The sequence below is a fragment of the Kitasatospora sp. NPDC054939 genome, from assembly GCF_053610105.1.
In genome coordinates this window covers 1-18529 of record NZ_JBSGXP010000170.1, presented here as the reverse complement: position 1 = coordinate 18529, position 18529 = coordinate 1, and the positions used below count along the sequence as shown (strand labels likewise).

Genomic DNA, 18529 nt, shown 5'->3' with positions numbered 1-18529 from the left:
ATCGCGCAGCTGAAGAGCGCGGGCATCAACGTGCCGGTCGGCGGCCAGGACGCCGGGCTCGACGCGATCCAGCGGATCGTCACCGGCGAGCAGGCCTTCACCGTCTACAAGGCGTACAAGCCGCTCGCCGACTCCGCCGCCGAAATGGCGGTCTCGCTGCTGCGCGGCGAGGAGGCCAAGACGGTGGCGCCCTCGACCATCGACAGCGCCACCGACGAGAACATCCCCGCCCGCCTCCTGAGGCCGGTGGTCGTCACCAAGGCCAACATCCGGGACACCGTGGTCGTGGACGGCCTCTACAAGGTCTCCGACATCTGCACCACCGACCGGGCCGCCGCCTGTGCCGCGGCGGGCCTGCGGGAATAGCCCCGGGCCGGGGGCCGGGGGCCGGGGAGGCCGGGGTGTCCGGGGCCGCGCGAGCAGCGGGCGGCCCCCGGCGCCCGGGTCGGTCCTCAGCCCGCGGCGACGGCCCCCGCCACCGCGGCGGTGGTGGCGGCGGCCAGCACCGCCGCCTGCGTGGTGCGGATCGCGTCCCGGACGGCCTCGCCCGCCCACTCGCCCTCGGCGATCGCGGCCATCCGCGGCTCGACCTGCGTGCGCGGCAGGCCGGGGAAGGCGAGTCGGCGCAGGCGGGCGCCGTGGAGCAGGGCGATCAGTCCGCGGGTGCGGTCGTCCGGCTCGGCCCCCTCCAGGACCGCGGCGGCGAGCCGGCCGCGCAGCTCCCGCTCGACCGCGCCGTCCGCCTCCGGGTAGCGGCGGACCGGGAACAGGCCGAGCACCCGGTTCCGCTCCTCGACGACGATGCCCCGCGCACAGAGGCTCGCCAGGGTCGTCTCGACGGCCTTGCCCTGGTCCTTGCGCAGCCAGTTGGCGACCGTGGCCGACCGGGTGGTCCCGATCCAGGCCGCGAGGCGTTCCAGGCAGCCGTCGAGCAGGGCGGACCCGGTCGGCGCGGCGTCGGCGACCTCCAGCCGCCCGTCCGCGACCCGGATGCGTTCGGCGAGCGCCAGCTCCAACAGCAGGCCGCCGGAGACGATCCAGCCGATCGTCCACCGGTCCTTCGCCTGTCCGTTCTCGTCGTCGAGTGACAGAAGCATGATCTCTTCGCTCAGCGTGACGGTCATGTCCCACCCCTTGTGATCAAGAAACATGTGTCCTCGGAGGCGACGATTCCGGAGCCCGGAACGTTCCCGGACCGGAAAGCTCGGGGTGCGCGGGCCGGACGGCGCGGGGTGCGCGCGGCCTGCAAGTACTTGCGGAAATTTGCGGCAAGTCTTGACGGCGGTTGCCGGCCGCGCGAGAGTAGGCCTTCGCACGCGCGGGCCGACCCCCACCCTGGGCCCGCGCTGTGCTCGTCCGTGCCCGCGCCGCCCCACCCCCGCGTCGCCCTGGAGCCGGTCTCCCCACCGAACGTCCGGCCCAGGAGATGCCATGGCCCTCGCCTCGCTGGCGGCCCCGCCGCTGTCCCGCCGCCCCGGCCCGCCCGGCGCTGTACCGGCGGCCGCCGAGGTCCGGGCGTGGCGACCCGAGCGGCGGTGGCTGGTGACGATGCCGACCTTCTCGGGCGGGGTGCGCGGCACCCAGAGCTTCGTGGTCCCGGCCGGCAGCGCGCAGGAGGCCGTCGACGCGGCGGCGCTCCGGGCGAGCGCCGCCGGACCCCGTCGCCACCGCCGTGGTGCGCGGATCGACCCGGGTGCGGCCGACGCGGTGCCGTGCGACTGACGGCCCGGCCCCGGTTCAGTTCGCGGCGGATCCCGCCTGGGCCCGCTTCCACTGGGTGAGCAGTCGGCGGGTGCCGGCCGTGGTCGGGTTGCCCGGGCCCAGGGCGCGCTCCATGTCGGCGAGCACGGCGGAAAGCTCGTCCAGTGCGGCGGCCCGGTCCCCACCGGGGCGTTCGTGACCCAGGGCGGCGAGCGAGGCGCGGGCGATCAGCGTGACGTCGCTGTCGGGGCCCACGCGCTCCGTCCCGGCGGAGATCACCTGCCGGTAGGCGGCCTCGGCCTCGTCGAACCGCCCGTCGTCGGCCAGCCACTCGGCCAGCGCGTACCGGCCCGCCAGGGTGTCCGGGTGGCCCGGGCCGAGCACCCGGTCCAGGTCGGCGAGCAGCGACTCCAGCGCGGGGAGGTGCGCGGGGCGCCGGCCCGTCGCCCCCTCCAGCTGCAGCAGCAGGCTGCGCGCCGACAGCGTGTCCGGATCCTCCGGCCCCAGCGCCCGGCTCAGCTCCGGCACCACCGCGCGCAGCCGAAGCAGCGCGAGGCCGACCTTGCCGCGCGGCAGGCACAGGGCGGCGGAGGCGACCCGGCCCCGCAGCACGTTCCGGTCGTCACCGCCCAGCCGCAGCTGCGCCAGGGCCACCGGGAACGGGATCTCGCGGTGCGCCATGCTCCCGAGGGTGAGGACCGCGTTCACCGCCAGCAGGGCGTGCACCCAGAGCCACCCGCCCACGGGCACGAACAGCGCGCCCACCCCGCTGAGCACGATCCCCCACAGGGGCCACCGCCACGCCTTCGGCACTCGCTGCATGTGGACCATGATGGCGCCCGGGCCCGCGCCGGGGAAGACGTCAAACTCCGTGCCCGGTAGCGTCCTTGGCGCACGGCCCGGGGCGGTCCGCCGCGGCCGGACGGGGCCCGGCGGTGCTCAGCCGGTCGGCCGGTGGGTGCAGTGGCGGGCGACGGTCTCGGCGAAGGCGCGGGCGAGCGGGGTGAGGGCGTCCCAGTGGCGTACCGCCCAGCCTGCGGTAAGGGCGGGAAGTGCGGGGATCGGGACGAGGCGCAGGCCGGGCCGGCCGGGTTCCTGCCAGTCGGGCAGGGCCGGGACGACGGCGTGTCCCAGGCCGAGCCCGGCCAGCAGGACGGCGGTGTCCCAGTCGGCGACGCTGGTGTCGAAGACCGGCCGGATCCCCGCGTCCGCCAGCCAGGCGTCGACGCGGGAGCGGGAGGTGGAGTTCGGGGGCAGGCCGATGAGCCGGGCCTCCTGCAGGTCGGCGGCGTCGACGACGTCCCGGGTGGCGAGCGGGTCGGCGGCGGCGACCGCGAGCACCCACGGCAGTTCCACGACGGGGCGCTGTTCGATGCCGCGGACCTGGGCACCCACGGTGACCCAGGCGAGGTCCACGCGGCCGGCGGCGAGGGCGTCGAAGCAACTGCGGTTGGAGGTCTCGGTCTGGAACTCCAGGCTGGCCCGGGGGAAGTGCCGGCGGAATTCGACCACGGCCGCGGACATGAAGTGCCGGATGCTGGTCGAGCCGGTGGTGATGCGGACGGATCCGCCGGCCCCGCGGGCGAGTTCGTCGATGCGGCGCAGGGCGTGGTCGATGCCCCCGAGCCCGTCGGCGATCGCGGCCCGCAGCAGGTGTCCGGCCTGGGTCGGTACGACGCCGCGCGGGTGGCGTTCGATCAGGCTGAGGCCGAGTTCCCGCTCCAGCCGCTTCACGTGCTGGCTGACGGCGGACTGCGTGCAGTGGAGGTCGCGGGCGACCGCGCTGAGCGAGCCGGCCCGGCACACGGCGGCGAAGACGCGGAGATCGTCGAGGGTCACGGGGATCCAAGGTAATGCTTGGAGCTTCCCCAGCAAACCGGCGGATTGACTTGGGATTCGCTCCGGTTGGATCATCGGTGCACGGCCGAGGGCGGCAACCCGCCGAACCTGCGCGGCGATCCGGACGCGAGGCGAGGCAGGCGGGTGCCGACCCGCCACCGGCCGTACCGGCCGTTCGCCGGGGTCGTTCGTCCGGGCGGATCGCGGGGGCCGTTCACCCGGGCCGTCAGGCGGGGCCGTGCGCCGGGGTCGTTCGTCCGGGCGGATCTGTCGTCGGGACGGCCGACCGCCCGCCCCGGCGCGGGACGGGCGGCAGCAGGCGGTACCGGGCCCGGGGTACGGCGCCGGGTCAGCGGTGGAGGCGGGCGACCAGGACGTTGGGGTCCGGCGGCGGGGCGAACGCGGCGCTGGTGACGAAGACGGTGCGCCCGTGCACGGCCACCGAGGTGGGGCTGGTGAGTCCGTCGTCGGCGGTGAGCACGGTCCGCCGGCTGCCGTCGGGCCGGACGTGGACGACCTGGTTGCCGGTGTTGAGCGCGGCGAGCACGGTGTCCCGGTGCGGGTCGGGGAACGTGAAGTCGTCGATGCCGGTCAGGTCTTCGACCCTGGTCCCGACCGTGCCGGCGGCGCCGTCGGGGAGGATCGGGATGCGCAGCAGGGTGGCGTGGTCGCTGTTGGAGACCCAGACGGCGCCGCGGTGCACCTTGAGGCCGTTGGCGCCGATGAACCCGGAGGGCTGCAGGGCCGCGCCGGATGCCCAGACCGTGGGGGCGCCGCCGTCCAGCGGGATCCGGTGGACCACGCCCAGGGCGGAGTCGGCGGAGTAGAGCACGCGGGCGTCCTCGTCGAGCGCGAGGCCGTTCGGCAGCCCGTCGGGCGGCAGCGCCGCGATCTGTTCCAGGGTGCCGTGGCAGTCCAACCGGTAGATGCCGGTCAGGGCGGTGCCGGTGGCGTACGCGGCGTAGAGCGTGCCGTCGTGTGCGCGGGCGATGCCGGTGGCGGCGGCGATGCCGACGATGGGGGTGTTCGGGTTCGCCTCGGGCGGCAGGGTGGCCAGGACGGTCACGGAGCCGTCACGGCCGATCCGGGCGAGCTGGTGGGCGGCGAGGAAGGTGACGTCCAGTGAGCCGTCGGGCTCGGTCGCGCTGTTCTCGGGCATCTGGCCGGCGGCCAGGTCGAGGTGGACCAGGATCCGGGCGTCGGACAGCGGCGGGGCCACGGCGGTGGCCGGTGAGGCGGCGAGCAGGGCGAGGGCGAAGGTCGCGGCGCCGACGGCGCCGGCGAGGCGGGGGGTTCGGGGCACGGGGACTCCTGAGGGAGTGCCGGACTCACGGATGCGTCCGGCGGACCCCCAGCAGAGCACGGCGGCCGGGGCCCCCGGCGGGAGCGACACAGACGGTCCCGCAGCGGCGCCCGGTCGGCGGACGGTGGCGGGCCGTCGCGGTCGTCGCCCGGGGCCGGTCGCGGCCGGTGGCGCACGCGAACCCCGGCGGTGCGGCCGGGGTTCGCGTGGCGCTGGCGCAGGGTCAGCGCGCCACCGGCTGCGGCGCGGCGTCGGCGGGGCAGTCGGCACCGAGCGGGTTCCCGACCGGGCTTGCGCCCCAGCCGGTGTCGGGGGTCGTGCCGGTGCCCCGGCCCGCGTCGGGGGCCGCGTTCGTGCCCGGGTTCGGTTCGGGGGGCGCGCCCGTGTTCCGCCCCGGTTCGGTGGTCGGCGCCGCGGAGCCGGTGACGGCCTCCGACGCCCGGGCGGGGGCCAGCCGGCGGACGGCCGGGACCAGCAGGGCGGCGGCGGTGGCGGCGACCACCAGGGCCGCGCACAGCAGGAGCGCGGGACGCGTCCCCACCGCCGCGGAGAGCGGAGCGGCGGCGAGCAGACCGACCGGGCCGATCATGAAGGACCCGAGCGCGTCGTACGAGGCGACGCGGGAGAGGGCCTCGCGGGGGATCTCCCGTTGCATGGTGGTCTCGAACAGGACGCCGAAGGTGCTGAGCGCGGCGCCCAGGACGAACGCTCCGGAGACCACCGCGGCGAGCGGGGCGGCCAGGCCGAGCAGCAGCAGCGGCACGGCCATGGTGAACACCATCGGCGTGGCGACGAGCAGCGGGCGGCGCGGGCGGATCCGCATCGCCACCAGGACGCCGACCAGCGTGCCGACGGACTGCCCGAGCAGCACCATCGACCAGGCGGGCGCCCCGCCCATGTGCTCCTTGGCGACCACCGGACCGAGCACACCGTACGCGGCCTGCATCGCGGCGATGACCACGGCGAACTGGAGCACCGTCACCCAGAGCCAGCTGCGGCTGGAGAACTCGTGCCACCCCTCGCGTAGGTCCGCGAGGACGGAGTTGCCGTCGGACCCGCGGGGCTTGCGGCCGAGGCGCAGCGAGCCGAGCAGTGCGGCGGAGACCAGGAACCCGGCGGCGTTGGCGGCCAGCGCCCAGCCTGGTCCGACCAGGGCGACGGCGGCGCCGGCGAGCGCGAGGCCGAGCAGCCGGGCGCCGTTCATGCCCAGCCGCAGCAGGGCGTTGGCGGCCTGCAGCCGGTCGGCCGGTACGACGTCGGGGACGATGCTGGTGAGGGCCGGGTAGTAGAGCGCCAGCGAGGCGCCGACGGCCAGGGCGCAGCCGATCAGTGCGGGCAGCGGGGTGTGCCCGGTGAGGAACATCCCGGCCATCGCCAGGAACGCCAGGGCCGAGGTCACCTCCGCAGCAGCCATGAGCAGGTGCCGGGGGATCCGGTCGGCGATGACACCGCCGATCAGCATGAGGGCGATCTCGGGTACGGTCTGGGCGGTCAGGACGAGGGTGAGCGTCCCGGCGGTGGCGCCCGGCAGGTCCAGGACCGCGAAGGTGAGGGCCACGGGCCCGAACGCGGAGCCGAGCACGGACACGGTGCGGGCGGTGAACAGGACGGCGAACCGTCGGTCGCGGAACAGACTGGGATGGCGCAACGCCCGCTCTCTTCCTGTGGGTCGGGATGTCGGTGGGTGGCGGCGCGGGGGAACACGGCGCCCCGCCGGAGCTGCGGGGCCGTCGACCGGCCGCCGACGAACCACAGTCTTCGATGTGAAGTCGACTTGAAGTCAAGGGTCGCTGTGAAACGAGGTGTTGGTGCGGGGTGGCGGCTGCGCTGCTCGGCCCGACCTGCCCGACCTGCCCGACGGCTCGACCGGCCCGTGCCCGTGCAGCCCGCCGTCCCGGCCGCCGTCCTCGGCCGCCCTCCCCGCCGACGCTGCGGAGCGGTACTCCGGCAGCGCAGGTCTCTGCCTTTCGGTAGAGGAGCGGATCGGCCGTGAGGCGCACACCGGAGCGGCCTCCGGAATCGATACTGGTCAGCGTGGACCTGCCCCGTACCCCTCCGCTGCGCCGCGCCACCCGCCGTCCGCCCGGTGGGCTGCCCGGCACGGCCGCCCGCACCGTCGCGCAGACGGCCTGGGTGGCGCTCGCCGGGTTCGGGGTCTGGGCCGTCGTCGGGGCCCTCGACTTCCTCCCCGAGCCCTACGTCCAGTTGTCGGCGCTGGCGGTCGGCGCCGCGCTGTTCCCGCTGCGCCGCCGCCACCCGGCGGCCGTCCTGCTCGCCCTCGCCGCGCTGACCGGCGCGGCCCCCTGCGTCGGACCGGTCGCCGCGGCGACCGCCTACACCGTCGCGCGGCGGACCACCGAGGCACGGCGCCGCGCCCGGCTGCTGGCCGCGGCGGCCGCCCTGCTCGTCCTGGCCGCGACGGTCGCCGCACCGTGGCTCGGCCCCGGCCCCGCCCCGTACGGACTGGCCCTCGGCCTTGTCCTCACCCCGGTCGCGGTGCTCGTCCCCGGCCTGGTCGGCACCTCATACGGGCAGCAGCGCCGCCTGGTGCGGGCGCTGCGCGAACGCGGCGACGCGGCCGAGCGCGCCCGCCGGTACGCCGACAGCGGGGCCCGCATCCAGGAGCGGGCCCGGATCGCCGCCGAGATGCACGACCTCGTCGGCCACCGGCTCAGCCTCATCTCGCTGCACGCCGGCGGGCTGGAACTCGCCCTCCGGGACGCCGACCCCGAACTGCGGGAGGAGGCCGTCCTGGTGCGGCGCACCACGCGCGACGCGATGCGCGAGCTGCGGCAGACCCTCGGCGTGCTCGGCCCGCTCGGCCGGGACACCGGCACCGACGCGCTCACCGACGCCACCGGCACCCGCGCCGACCTCGAAACGCTGGTCGCGGAGTCGCGGGCCGGCGGCATCGCCGTCCGGCTGGACTGGACCGGGCCCGACCTCGACCAGCGCCGGGCACCCGTGCGCCGGGCCGTCCACCGGGTGGTGCGGGAGGCCCTCACCAACGTCCACCGCTATGCCAACCGGTCGCACGTCACCGTGGCCGTCGTCCACGACGACGCGACGGTCCGGGTCACCGTCCGCAACGGTGCCCCGCCCGCTCCCCGGGTGCCTGCCGGCCAGGTGTCCGCCGACCGGACGCCCGCGGGCCAGGCGCCCGCCGACAGCCCGGGAACCGGCCGCGGCCTCGTCGGCCTGCGGGAACGGGTGGCACTGCTCGGGGGGAGTTTCGACGCCACGCCACTGCCGTCCGGCGGCTTCCTGGTGGACGCCGCGGTCCCCGCCGAACCCGGCGACGCCCCTGCTCCGCACCGGCCGGGAGCCGCACCTGGCGTACCCGGGGCGGACGAGGCCTGGGCGGACCTACCCGGGGCGGACGTGCCCGCGCCGGACCTGCTCGGGGCGACCGGTGGCGGGGTGACCGCCGATGGGGTGACCGGTGACGGCGCGGGCGCCGCGCCCGCCGGCCGCCCGACCGCGCAGGCGCTCACGCTCGCCCTCGGCCTGCCCGCGCTGAGCGTCCTGATGGCCCTCGGCACCGCCTTCGTCCACGCCTCCGCACCGCGCGAGGACGCCGGCCCGCGCCCGCTGCCCGCGGTCGGGGCCGACTACGGCGACGTCACGGGCGCGGGCATCCGCGACAACGCGGCGGTCCGCGCCGCCGCCACCGGACACGAACCGCCGCGCCCCACCGCAGCGGTGGGCTGCATCTACCCGTTCAACGGCGCCACCGAGGCCCGCCCCGGCAGCCTCACCGTCGCCCGCTACTGCTTCGACCAGGCACAACGCCTCATCGCCGTCGACCGCTTCAGCGTCCCGTCGGTCCGGGACGCCGCACCCTGGGAGACCCCGTGACCGAACCCACCGGCCCGATCCGCGTCCTGCTCGCCGACGACGAGACGATGATCCGCCACGGCGTCCGACTGATCCTGCGCCACGCCGACGGCATCGAGGTCGTCGCCGAGGTCCCGGACGGGCGGCGGGCCGTCGAGGAGGCCGCCCGGCACCACCCCGACGTGGTGCTGCTCGACATCCGGATGCCGGTCTGCGACGGCCTGGCCGCCATCGCCCCGCTGCTCGCCCTCGATCCGGCGCCGCGGGTGGTGATGCTGACCACCTTCGGCGACGACGACAACGTCGTGCGCGCCCTGCGCGAGGGCGCCGCGGGCTTCCTGCTGAAGGACGACGGCCCGCAGGAACTGATCAGCGCGGTCCGTGCCGCCGCCGCGGGGGACGCCGTGCTCTCCCCGGGCGTGACCGGGGCCGTCGTCGCCCGGATGCTGCGCGCCGGGGACCCGCGGCCCGCGGACGCCCTCGCCGACGAGCGGATCGCCCGTCTGACCGGACGGGAGCGGGACGTGCTGGCGATGCTCGGCGAGGGCCTGTCGAACCAGGACATCGCCGCCCGGCTCGGCATCGGCACGGGCACGGTCAAGACCCACGTCGGCGCGATCCTGGACAAGACCGGATCGGCGAGTCGGGTGCAGGCCGCGCTGCTCGCCCACCGGACCGGCCTGGCCGGCTGACGGACCGACCGCTCCGCCCTGTCCGAGGGCAGAGACCCATCTGCGGATCTCTGCCGTTCGGTAGAGACCGGACCGGGCTCGTGGGCCCTTCGGCAGAGGCCAACTACCGCCTGTAGGACGACGTTTCCGCTGATCAGCGCTGTGAGGATGGAGGTGTCCCGGGCCCGCAGTACTCTCGTGCGGGCCGTCGCATCCAGGCGGAGCACCCACCCATGTCGCAGACCTTCCCTCCATTCCGCACCACCACCACCGACGGGCGGCCGGCGTCCCGTACACCTGCGCCCCGTACGCCGGCCGGCCACGAACCGGCCGACCGCGTCGACCGTGCCCAACGTGCTGATCGCCACGAACCGGCGGCCCGTGCGTCCGGACTCACCAAGGCGTACGGCAGCGGCGAGACCCGCGTCACCGCCCTGGACGCGGTGACCGTGGAGTTCGCGCGCGGCCGGTTCACCGCCGTCATGGGGCCGTCCGGCTCCGGCAAGTCCACGCTGATGCACTGCATGGCCGGCCTGGACTCCGTCACCTCGGGATCGGCGCGGCTCGGCGGCGTCGAGCTGTCCACTCTGAACGACCGGCAGCTCACCCGCCTGCGCCGGGAGAAGGTCGGCTTCGTCTTCCAGGGCTTCAACCTGCTGCCCACCCTGACCGCGCTGGAGAACATCACCCTGCCGCTGCGGCTGGCAGGGCGACGGCCCGACCCGGGCTGGCTCGACACCGTCATCGCCACCGTCGGACTCGCGGGCCGGCTCAACCACCGGCCCGCCGAACTCTCCGGCGGCCAGCAGCAGCGCGTCGCCGTGGCCCGCGCTCTGGCCTCCCGCCCGGAGATCGTGTTCGCCGACGAGCCGACCGGCAACCTGGACTCCCGCGCCGGCGCCGAACTCCTCGGATTCCTGGGCGACTCCGTCCGCGAACTCGGCCAGACCGTCGTCATGGTCACCCATGACCCGGTGGCCGCGGCCCACGCCGACCGCGTGGTGTTCCTCGCCGACGGCCGCCTCGTCGACGAACTGCAGCAACCGACCTCGGGCGCCGTCCTGGACCGGATGCTCGCCTTCGAGGCCCCCGACCGCACCGACCCCGGCGACCGCACCGACCCCAGCGACCGGACCGGCTGAGCCGCCCGCCGCTCGGCGCCCGCCGTCCTTCCACCGCCGACCGTCCACCGTCGTGCCCGGCCGCGCCGCCGGATCCGTCGTCCCTCCGCACCCTGCCGAAAGCCCACCATGCTGCGAACCGCCCTGCGCAACGTCCTCGCGCACAAGGCCCGCCTCGTCATGACCGTCCTCGCGGTCTGCCTCGGAGTCGCGTTCGTCTCCGGCTCACTCGTCTTCGCCGACACCACCACCGCCGCCCACCGCGCCGCCATGGCGAAGGACTTCGCCGACACCGCCGTCACCGTCGACCCGATCCACCCGCCGGGCACACCCGCGGACGAGCGTGCCGGCGTGCTCGACGACGCACTCGTCACCAGGCTCGCCGCCGTGCCGGGAGTCGCCGCCGCCCGCCCGACCGTCGACGGCTCGGTGACCCTCGCGGCCAAGGACGGCACCCCGATGCGGGCCGGCAACCCGATGGGGCGACTCGCCGCGGGCTACCTGCCCGGCCCCGACGGCACCGACCGCCGCCACCCGCTGACCTCCGGCCGCGCCCCGCGCAACGACGGCGAGGTCGCCCTCGACCGCGGCACCGCCGCCGCCGGCGGCTACACCCTCGGCGACACCGTCACCCTGGCCTCCGACGGCCCCGTCCTGCACCCGCGCCTGGTCGGCACCGTCAGCACCGACGACACCCGGGTCACCGCGGGCGGCACCCTCGCCGTCTTCGACCGTGCCACCGCGCAGAAGCTGTTCGCCACCCCCGGCCACTACACCGCGATCGACCTGACCGCCACACCCGGCACCGACCCCGCCGAACTCGCCCAGCGCCTCGGCCCCCTGCTGCCGCCCGACCGGGCCGAGGCGACCACCGCCCGGGCGAAGGCCGCCCAGCAGTCGGTCCTGATCGACACCAGGACCCGCAGCTACGCCCGGCTGCCCGCGGTCTTCGCCGCACTGTCGCTCTTCATCGGCTCGCTCCTCGTCGTCAACACCTTCACCATGCTCGTCACACGCCGCTCCCGGGAGATCGCGCTGCTCCGGGCCATCGGCGCGAGCCGCCGCCAGGTGGTCGGCTCGGTGCTCGCCGAGGCGGCCCTCACCGGCCTCGCCGCCTCGGCGGCCGGATTCCTCCTCGGGCTCGGCGTCGCCACCGCCCTGCCCGCCCTGCTCGCCAGCGGCGACGACGTGCTGCCGCGCGGCCCACTGGTGATCGGCCCCGCCCCCGTGCTCGCCTCCCTCCTCGTCGGGGTCGGCGTCACCGTCCTCGCCGCCTGGCTCCCCTCCCGCCGCGCCGCCCGGATCGCCCCCGTCGAAGCCATGCGCAGCACCGAGCAGCCCGCCCCCGCGGCCCTCTCCGGGCTCCGCGGCGCCATCGGCGCGACCGCCGTCCTCGCCGCGACCGGCCTGCTGCTCTCCCTCGGCGACGCCAAGGACGCCTCCGACGCGAACCTGCGGACCGCGATGCTCGGCTGCGGCCTCCTCGGCACCGGCCTCATCCTGCTGGCGCCGCTGCTCGCCGGCCCGGTCGTCCGCCTGGTCGGCCGGTTCACCGCCCGGCTCGGTGTACTCGGCGAACTCGCCCGCGACAACGCGCTGCGCGACCCCCGGCGCACCGCCGCCACCGCCGTCGCCCTGATGATCAGCACCGCGCTGGTCTCCGGACTCGCCGCCGTCGAGCACTCCTCGGGCCGTGCCCTGGACGCCCAGGCCGCCGCCGGACTCAGCGCCGACTACGTCATCAGCACCCGCAACACCACCACCGCCGTCGACCCGGCCGCCACCCGGCGGATAGCCGCCCTCCCCGGCGTCACCACCGCCTCCGCCGTCGCCGACTCCACCATCTCCACCGGCGCCCTCGCCCGGCAGGTCTCCGGCGTCGACCCCACGACGGTCCGCGCTGTCATGGAGCTCCGCTTCACCGACGGCTCCGCCGACGGCATCGCACCGGGCCGGATCGCCGTCTCCAGCACCTTCGCCCGTGAGAACCGGCTCGCCGTCGGCGACCGGATCGATGCGAGCATCGGCCCCGGAGCAGGCGACCGCGACCGCCCGTACACCGTCGTCGGTATCTACCGGGACAACCCCACGGCCCAGGACGTCCTCGCCCACCGCAGCGACGTCCAGCACCACGGGTTCCTGCGGGACTCGGTGCAGCGCATCCTCGTCGCCACCGACCACGGCACCACCTCCGCCGGGCTGGAGCGGCAGCTGCGCGCAGCCGTCGACAACAGCCCCCTGCTGAAGGTCCAGGACCGTGCCCGGCTCGTCCGCGAACAGGCCGGTACTGCCGGCGACCTGATGACCCTGGTCTTCGGACTCCTCGCCATCGGCGTCGCCGTCTCCGCCCTCGGCATGGTCAACACCCTCGCCATGTCGGTCGCCGAACGGACCAGGGAGATCGGGATGCTGCGCGCCATCGGCATGGATCGCGCGGCCGTCCGCCGCATGATCCGCCTCGAATCACTCGTCGTCGCCGGCTACGGCACCCTGCTGGGCCTCGTCGGCGGCCTGTTCGGGGCGTGGCGGATCAGCGGACTCGCCAACGGAGCGATACCCCAGTACAGCTTCGCGCTCCCGTGGGGGACGCTGGCCCTCGTCGTCCTGCTCTCCCTCGGGGCGGGCGTGGCAGCGGCAGCCCTCCCGGCCCGCCGCGCCGCGGCAGCCCACTGACCGGTCCCGCTCGCCGTCGTCGGCCCGCGCGCTTGCCCGCCCCGTCCGCCCCGCTCACCACCGCCGGCCTGCCCGCCCGCTGCTCCGTGCCGGATCCGCCGAATCGGGGCGGCGGGCGCGGCGCGGTCAGCCGGTCGGGGTGCCCACCCGCAGGCGGTTGCCGTCGGGATCGCGCAGCTCCACCTCCCGCGCCCAGGGCTGCTCCTCCACCGCCACCCCGAACTCCGCCGCTACCGCGTCGACCTCGCGCACCCGCAGGTACACCAGGGTGTCGGGCCGGGCGTCCCCGGTGTGCTCGGACAGGAACAGCTTCACCCGCCCCCGGGCCACCTCGACGAAGGCGGGGAACCCGGGCCCGAAGCGGTGCTCCCACTGCTGGACGAACCCCAGGCGGCCGTACCACCCGACCGCCGCGGCAGCGTCCGCGACGTGCAGTACGGGGATGACCTCTTCGTCCGTTTCCAGGGTGTCCATGGTGTTGTCCATGGCGGCCATCGGCGCAGACCGCCCGGGGTCGACCCCGGCACTCCTCGGCACGCTCTGGTACTCCCCGGCACTCCCCGGTATTCCCCGGCATTCCTCGGTACTCCCCGGCGGGCGTCGTGGGCGGTCCCGCACCAACGGCGTGTCAACTACCGGACGGCTCCGCAACTACGATCGTCCTGCACCCCGGGGCGCGGCCGACAGCCTGCCCCGGCCGGCTGCCCCGTCCGCACACCGAAGACCGTCCGCACACCGAAGAGAGGCCCCAGCCATGGCCTGGCCGTCCCGTGCAGCCCTCCCGTCCGACCGGCGGGTCCGCGTCCAAGGGAGCCCCGTCGACGCCTACCCCCAGCAGGCGCCCGAGGCCGCCCGGGGGCGGGTCCTGCGGATCACCGAGGTCGGCGAGGACGTCCTGCACCGCCCGTGCCGCCCGGTGACCGCGTTCGGGACCGCCGAACTGTCCCAGCTGATCGACGACATGTTCCTCACCATGTACGTCGCCCAGGGCGTCGGACTCGCCGCGAACCAGGTCGACGTCGACCTGCGCCTGTTCGTCTTCGACTGCACCGACGACGACGGCGTCCGGCACGTCGGGCACATCCTGAACCCCGTGCTCGACGAGCCGACCGGCCCGCGCCGCCTGCTCGACGGGAGCGAGGGATGCCTCTCCGTGCCCGGCCCGCGCCGCGAACTCGACCGGGCCGACCGCGCCGTGGCCCGCGGCGTCGACAAGGACGGCAAGGAGCTGGTGATCGAGGGCACCGGCTACTTCGCCCGCTGCCTCCAGCACGAGACCGACCACCTCAACGGCATGCTGTACGTCGACCGGCTGTCCGACCGCGTCCGCCGCGCGGTGCTCGCCGAAACCGCCGAACAGCGCACCGAGGTCCACGCCCGGCGCCGCGCCCGCGCCGAGGACATGGGCGCCAAGCACCTCGACGAGGAGTAGCCCGCCCCCGGGGAACCCGCGCCCGGACCCTGCCCCCGGACCCGGCCGCCGGAACCCGCGTCCGCGCCCGGCCGCGTCCGTGCCGGGTCACCATGCGGCGATCAGCGGCGCGTCCGGTTCCCGCCCGCGCCAGGCTTCGCCGAGGCGGACCAGGCGGGCGGGCGCGGCGATGCCGCGGACGGTCGTGATCCTGCCGTCGGCGAGGTCGAACGTCACGCTGCCGACGACCCGGTCACCGACCACGAAGAGGACGGCGGGCGCGCCGTTCACCAGCGCGTAGTGGACGGCGGGTGTGCCACCGGCCAGCCGCCGCTTCGCCGCTGTGGGTTTGAAGCCGGCCCGTGCGACGGCGGCGATGCGATGCGGGGTGTCGTACTGCAGAAGCCGCTTGGCCAGCCCGGCGCCGTCGGAGATCGCGATCGCGTCGTCGGTGAGCAGGGCGACCAACCGTTCGGTGCGGCCGGAGGAGGCGGCGGCGAGGAACTCCTCGACGATCCTGCGGGCGGCTGCCCGGTCGACCTCGCCCGCGCGGCGTCGCGCGGCGGTGATGCGGTGCCGGGCCCGGTGGAGGTGCTGCTGGCTGGCGGACTCGGTGATGTCGAGGATCTCGGCGATCTCGGCGTGACCGTAGGAGAACGCCTCGCGCAGGAGGTAGACGGCCCGTTCGAGGGGCGAGAGGCGCTCCATCAGGGTCAGCACGGCGAGGGAGACGGATTCGCGTTGCTCGACGGTGTCGGCCGGTCCAAGCATCGGGTCGCCGTCGAGCAGCGGTTCGGGCAGCCAGGCGCCGGCGGTGCGTTCGCGGCGGGCCTGGGCGGAGCGGAGCCGGTCGAGGCACAGGTTGGTGACGACCTTGGTCAGCCATGCTTCCGGTACCTCGATCCACTGCCGGTCGGCGGCCTGCCAGCGCAGGAACGCGTCCTGCACGACGTCCTCGGCGTCGACGGCCGAGCCCAGCAGTCGGTACGCCAGGGAGGCCAGCCGGGCGCGGCCGGCCTCGAAGCGATCGGTGTCGAAACGATCGATGGCGAAACGATGGCTGGCGGAGCGGCCGGCGGCGGAGCGGTCGTCGGCGGAGCGGCGGGCCTCGGAGTGGCCGGTATCGGAACGGTCGCCGGCAAAGCGGTGGCCGGCAAAGCGGTCGTCGGCGGTGGTGTCCACGGGGAACACCCTAGGCCGCGGCCGAGTTCGGGGTGGCTGCATTCGGTGCATGCAGGCGGTGCTTGCGCTTGGGAAGGCCGAAGGTCGGGTGCGAGGTGGCCCAGAGAGACATCCTGAGGACTCCCGCCTTGAACCGTGCCGCCTTTCGGCCGCCCAGGTACGTCGGCTTCGCGTGCCCTTCGCCGTCGACCGTCTGCAGGATCGCGTCCCGCCGCCCGAGGCTGATGTGGTTGGCCACGTACTCCAGCTTGGTGCGGGTGACCTCGCGGCCGGTCAGGCGGCCGATGATCGCGGTGATCGCCTGTCGGCCGGTGAAGCCGGCCGAGGCGCAGGACATCGGCAGCGGCAGGCCGTTGTCGCCGATGGCGAAGGCGCTGTCGCCGACGGCGTAGACGTCGGGATGGGATACCGACCGCATGGTGCGGTCGACGACGACCCGACCGTCGTCGGTGACCTCCAGGCCGGCGGCTGCGGCGACGGGGTCGACGGCGAAACCCGCCGTCCACACGGTTGCGTCGGAGGCCAGGGCGGTGCCGTCGGCGCACAGCACCCGGCCCGCTTCGACGGTCTCGACGACGGTGTGCTCCACGACGGTGATGCCCAGCCGGTCGCAGGCCCGCCGCAGGTGGCTGCGGGCTCCGGGGGAGAGCCGGGCGCCCAACTCGCCGCGGGCGACCAGCGTCACCGACAGACCGGGCCGGGATTCGGCGATCTCGGTGGCGGTCTCGATACCGGTGAACCCGTCGCCGACGACCAGCACGCTCGTGCCCACGCCCCGCCCGCCCAGGCCCTGCCCGGCCCGCTCGCCCCGCCCGTCCAGACCGTCCAAGGCGTCCAGGCGGTCGCGCAGGCGCAGCGCCGAGGGCCGGCCGGCGACGTCGAAGGCGTGCTCGGCCACGCCGGGGACACCGCCGTCGGCGACGCGGCTGCCGAGCGCGTGGACGAGCGTGTCGTAGCCGAGTTCGCCGCCCCCGTCGGCATCGGCCACGGCGACGACCCGGCGTTCGGGGTCGACGGCCGTGACCCGGGCCAGGCGCAGCCGGATCCCCGTGCCCGCGAAGACGTCGGCGAGCTTCCGGGCCTCGATCCGGTGGCCGGCCGCGAGTTGGTGCAGCCGCAGCCGCTCGACGAAGTCCGGCACGGCGTTGACGACGGTGATCTCGGTGTCCGCCGGGGACAGCTGCCGGGCCAGGTTCCCGGCGACGTAGGCCCCGGCGTAGCCGGCGCCGAGGACGACGATGCGGTGCTTCATGGCGTGTGCTCCTGTTCGGTGGGCTTGCTCCCGGTGACTTGAGCGGAGCAGCCCCCCGATTGCTGACAGGAACTCCCTGTGATCCGGGTCACGTGCCTGCCGGGCATTCCGGCGACGTCCCCGGGCCAGGCGCAGACGCAGGACCGGGCCGAGGTGGTCCGTACGGGCAGCCGTCGGCACCACCCACCCCGTGGCGCCCCCGCCGCGCGGGGCGGCGGGGGCGGTCGGGCCGCACGAGTCGGTTCAGGGCCCGGGGGTTCAGAGGGTCAGGGGGTCAGGGCCCCAGGGGTTCGGTCGAGGCCGGCCAGCAGCTCCGCGAACGGTTGCGGCCGGCTGAAGTAGCCGACGTGCGAGGCCGCCAGGGTGCGGACGTCGAACGGGTTGTCCGGGGTGAGCGCGTCCGCCTTGCGGATCATGAAGTCCTGTAGGGCGGGGACGATGCTGCGGTCCTCGGAGAGGCGCACGTACGTGTGCGGGACGCGTCCCCACGACTCGGCGCGGACCAGGGCCTCCGGTCCCAGCAGGGAGTGCTTCTCGTCCGGGTCCATCGAGTCCAGCAGCAGCCGGAACCGGTGGTCGGTGGAGTCGGCCATGATCGCCTCCTTCAGCCGGGCGAACAGCGCCGGATCGGCGTGGGCACGGCGCCAGTTCAGCCGGACCACACCGGGATCGGGCACCCCGGGGACGGCGATGTCCGCCACCGCGGCGCCGAGCAGGCCGTCGTCGTCGACCCCCCACGGCTCGGTGAGCATGGCCGGGTCGCTGAGGCAGGCGGCGGACAGGTAGACCACCCGGTGCAGCAGGTCGGGGACGGCGTTGGCGACGGCGCTGATCGTCAGGCCGCCGAAGCTGTTGCCGACCAGCACGACCGGCCCCCACGGGGCCAGCCGGTGCAGGGCGTCCACGACGTGGTCCACGTTGTCCTGCAGCGTGACGTCACGCAGCGGGGACGGTGCGGCGGCGAGGGCCGCGAGGTCCTGGGGCTGCTGGTAGTAGGCGGCCGGGATTTCGGCCCGGTCGCCGTGGCCGGGCAGGTCGACGGCGTACGAGCGGTACCCGAGCAGGGCCAGTTCGTTCTGCAGCGGGCCCCAGGCGCGGGCGTTGCTGGAGGCGCCGTGCACGAACACGAAAGCGGGGCGCGGGGTTGTGCGCATGATGGAGTTCCTCGTCATCCGGAGGCGAACGGTGGACGTGTGCCCCGGTGGCGGTGAAGGCCGGTACCGGGGTCAGAACGCCGACCGGGTACGGACGGCCTGCCAGGTGTGGATGACGGAGTACATGATCGCGATGCTAGCCCGGAGCTGACGAACCGCCAAGCGAATTGTTCCCGGGTGCCCGGCCGGGGCCCGCCGATGCGGCGGTCGTCGGGTGGGTGCACGGGGAGGGCAGGTGCTGGGCGGGGGCTCCGGTCCGTCGGGTCGCCGAAGCCGGCGCCGCTGAGCACCGGCAGTCGCGGACGCCACTCGGTAGGTGTGGACCACTCGGTAAGTGCGGACACCACCCGGACGGCGCCGCCCCGGTACCGGGGCGGCGCCGACG

General features: G+C 75.4%; 15 protein-coding genes and 1 pseudogene. 7 read left to right on the top strand and 9 right to left on the bottom strand.

Annotated elements, in window-relative coordinates:
- Positions 1-366: pseudogene (locus ACWGB8_RS33235) on the top strand (ABC transporter substrate-binding protein); the annotation flags it as partial.
- 86 nt (positions 367-452) lie between these two features.
- On the opposite strand, the gene ACWGB8_RS33230 reads toward ACWGB8_RS33235, so the two are convergent.
- Complete coding sequence (locus tag ACWGB8_RS33230; protein ID WP_452217361.1) at positions 453-1124, bottom strand: GOLPH3/VPS74 family protein; 672 nt, start codon at positions 1122-1124, stop codon at positions 453-455.
- Positions 1125-1431: 307 nt separating this feature from the next.
- Here ACWGB8_RS33230 and ACWGB8_RS33225 point away from each other — a divergent pair, with 307 nt between their 5' ends.
- Positions 1432-1722 carry a hypothetical protein gene (locus ACWGB8_RS33225; protein WP_452217360.1) on the top strand — a complete coding sequence of 97 codons (291 nt, stop codon included), beginning with the start codon at positions 1432-1434 and terminating at the stop codon, positions 1720-1722.
- Positions 1723-1737: 15 nt separating this feature from the next.
- Here the strand turns inward: ACWGB8_RS33225 and ACWGB8_RS33220 are convergent, their stop codons facing one another.
- The 4 genes from ACWGB8_RS33220 to ACWGB8_RS33205 form a co-directional block, all read right to left on the bottom strand.
- Positions 1738-2523: a tetratricopeptide repeat protein gene (locus ACWGB8_RS33220; protein ID WP_452217359.1), complete on the bottom strand. Its 786-nt coding sequence runs from the start codon at positions 2521-2523 to the stop codon at positions 1738-1740.
- A gap of 117 nt (positions 2524-2640) precedes the next feature.
- Positions 2641-3540, bottom strand: coding sequence for a LysR substrate-binding domain-containing protein (locus ACWGB8_RS33215; RefSeq protein ID WP_452217358.1), 900 nt, complete (start codon positions 3538-3540; stop codon positions 2641-2643).
- 349 nt (positions 3541-3889) lie between these two features.
- Complete coding sequence (locus ACWGB8_RS33210; protein WP_452217357.1) at positions 3890-4843, bottom strand: hypothetical protein; 954 nt, start codon at positions 4841-4843, stop codon at positions 3890-3892.
- 223 nt (positions 4844-5066) lie between these two features.
- A complete protein-coding gene (locus ACWGB8_RS33205; RefSeq protein WP_452217356.1) occupies positions 5067-6491 on the bottom strand; it encodes an MFS transporter in 1425 nt (474 codons plus the stop codon).
- Positions 6492-6883: 392 nt separating this feature from the next.
- On the opposite strand from ACWGB8_RS33205, the gene ACWGB8_RS33200 reads away from it, so the two are divergent.
- The 4 genes from ACWGB8_RS33200 (at position 6884) to ACWGB8_RS33185 (ending at position 13145) form a co-directional block, all read left to right on the top strand.
- Complete coding sequence (locus tag ACWGB8_RS33200) at positions 6884-8701, top strand: ATP-binding protein (RefSeq protein WP_452217363.1); 1818 nt, start codon at positions 6884-6886, stop codon at positions 8699-8701.
- Positions 8698-9372: a response regulator gene (locus tag ACWGB8_RS33195; RefSeq protein WP_452217355.1), complete on the top strand. Its 675-nt coding sequence runs from the start codon at positions 8698-8700 to the stop codon at positions 9370-9372. The genes ACWGB8_RS33200 and ACWGB8_RS33195 overlap by 4 nt, the downstream gene beginning before the upstream one ends.
- A gap of 212 nt (positions 9373-9584) precedes the next feature.
- The gene (locus ACWGB8_RS33190; protein ID WP_452217354.1) at positions 9585-10493 is read left to right on the top strand and encodes an ABC transporter ATP-binding protein; all 909 of its coding nucleotides are present in this window, start codon (positions 9585-9587) and stop codon (positions 10491-10493) included.
- A gap of 108 nt (positions 10494-10601) precedes the next feature.
- Positions 10602-13145 carry an ABC transporter permease gene (locus tag ACWGB8_RS33185; protein ID WP_452217353.1) on the top strand — a complete coding sequence of 848 codons (2544 nt, stop codon included), beginning with the start codon at positions 10602-10604 and terminating at the stop codon, positions 13143-13145.
- A gap of 126 nt (positions 13146-13271) precedes the next feature.
- On the opposite strand, the gene ACWGB8_RS33180 is transcribed toward ACWGB8_RS33185, so the two are convergent.
- The gene (locus ACWGB8_RS33180) at positions 13272-13631 is read right to left on the bottom strand and encodes a glyoxalase superfamily protein (RefSeq protein ID WP_452217352.1); all 360 of its coding nucleotides are present in this window, start codon (positions 13629-13631) and stop codon (positions 13272-13274) included.
- A 268-nt stretch (positions 13632-13899) separates the two neighbouring features.
- On the opposite strand from ACWGB8_RS33180, the gene def reads away from it, so the two are divergent.
- Positions 13900-14577: a peptide deformylase gene (def, locus tag ACWGB8_RS33175; RefSeq protein ID WP_452217351.1), complete on the top strand. Its 678-nt coding sequence runs from the start codon at positions 13900-13902 to the stop codon at positions 14575-14577.
- An 87-nt stretch (positions 14578-14664) separates the two neighbouring features.
- Here the strand turns inward: def and ACWGB8_RS33170 are convergent, their stop codons facing one another.
- The 3 genes from ACWGB8_RS33170 to ACWGB8_RS33160 form a co-directional block, all read right to left on the bottom strand.
- Positions 14665-15603 carry a sigma-70 family RNA polymerase sigma factor gene (locus tag ACWGB8_RS33170; protein ID WP_452217362.1) on the bottom strand — a complete coding sequence of 313 codons (939 nt, stop codon included), beginning with the start codon at positions 15601-15603 and terminating at the stop codon, positions 14665-14667.
- Positions 15604-15748: 145 nt separating this feature from the next.
- Positions 15749-16990, bottom strand: a complete 1242-nt coding sequence (locus tag ACWGB8_RS33165; RefSeq protein WP_452217350.1) for an NAD(P)/FAD-dependent oxidoreductase — start codon at positions 16988-16990, stop codon at positions 15749-15751.
- 266 nt (positions 16991-17256) lie between these two features.
- The gene (locus tag ACWGB8_RS33160) at positions 17257-18144 is read right to left on the bottom strand and encodes an alpha/beta hydrolase (RefSeq protein ID WP_452217349.1); all 888 of its coding nucleotides are present in this window, start codon (positions 18142-18144) and stop codon (positions 17257-17259) included.
- Between the last annotated feature and the right edge of the window lie 385 nt (positions 18145-18529).

What these genes read in the sequence shown, in the direction of transcription:
- ACWGB8_RS33165 (WP_452217350.1), bottom strand. Translation starts at nt 16,990, where the DNA reads ATGAAGCACCGCATCGTCGTCCTCGGCGCCGGCTACGCCGGGGCCTAC.
- def (WP_452217351.1), top strand. Translation starts at nt 13,900, where the DNA reads ATGGCCTGGCCGTCCCGTGCAGCCCTCCCGTCCGACCGGCGGGTCCGC.
- ACWGB8_RS33180 (WP_452217352.1), bottom strand. Translation starts at nt 13,631, where the DNA reads ATGGACAACACCATGGACACCCTGGAAACGGACGAAGAGGTCATCCCC.
- ACWGB8_RS33190 (WP_452217354.1), top strand. Translation starts at nt 9,585, where the DNA reads ATGTCGCAGACCTTCCCTCCATTCCGCACCACCACCACCGACGGGCGG.
- ACWGB8_RS33230 (WP_452217361.1), bottom strand. Translation starts at nt 1,124, where the DNA reads ATGACCGTCACGCTGAGCGAAGAGATCATGCTTCTGTCACTCGACGAC.
- ACWGB8_RS33225 (WP_452217360.1), top strand. Translation starts at nt 1,432, where the DNA reads ATGGCCCTCGCCTCGCTGGCGGCCCCGCCGCTGTCCCGCCGCCCCGGC.
- ACWGB8_RS33220 (WP_452217359.1), bottom strand. Translation starts at nt 2,523, where the DNA reads ATGCAGCGAGTGCCGAAGGCGTGGCGGTGGCCCCTGTGGGGGATCGTG.
- ACWGB8_RS33185 (WP_452217353.1), top strand. Translation starts at nt 10,602, where the DNA reads ATGCTGCGAACCGCCCTGCGCAACGTCCTCGCGCACAAGGCCCGCCTC.
- ACWGB8_RS33160 (WP_452217349.1), bottom strand. Translation starts at nt 18,144, where the DNA reads ATGCGCACAACCCCGCGCCCCGCTTTCGTGTTCGTGCACGGCGCCTCC.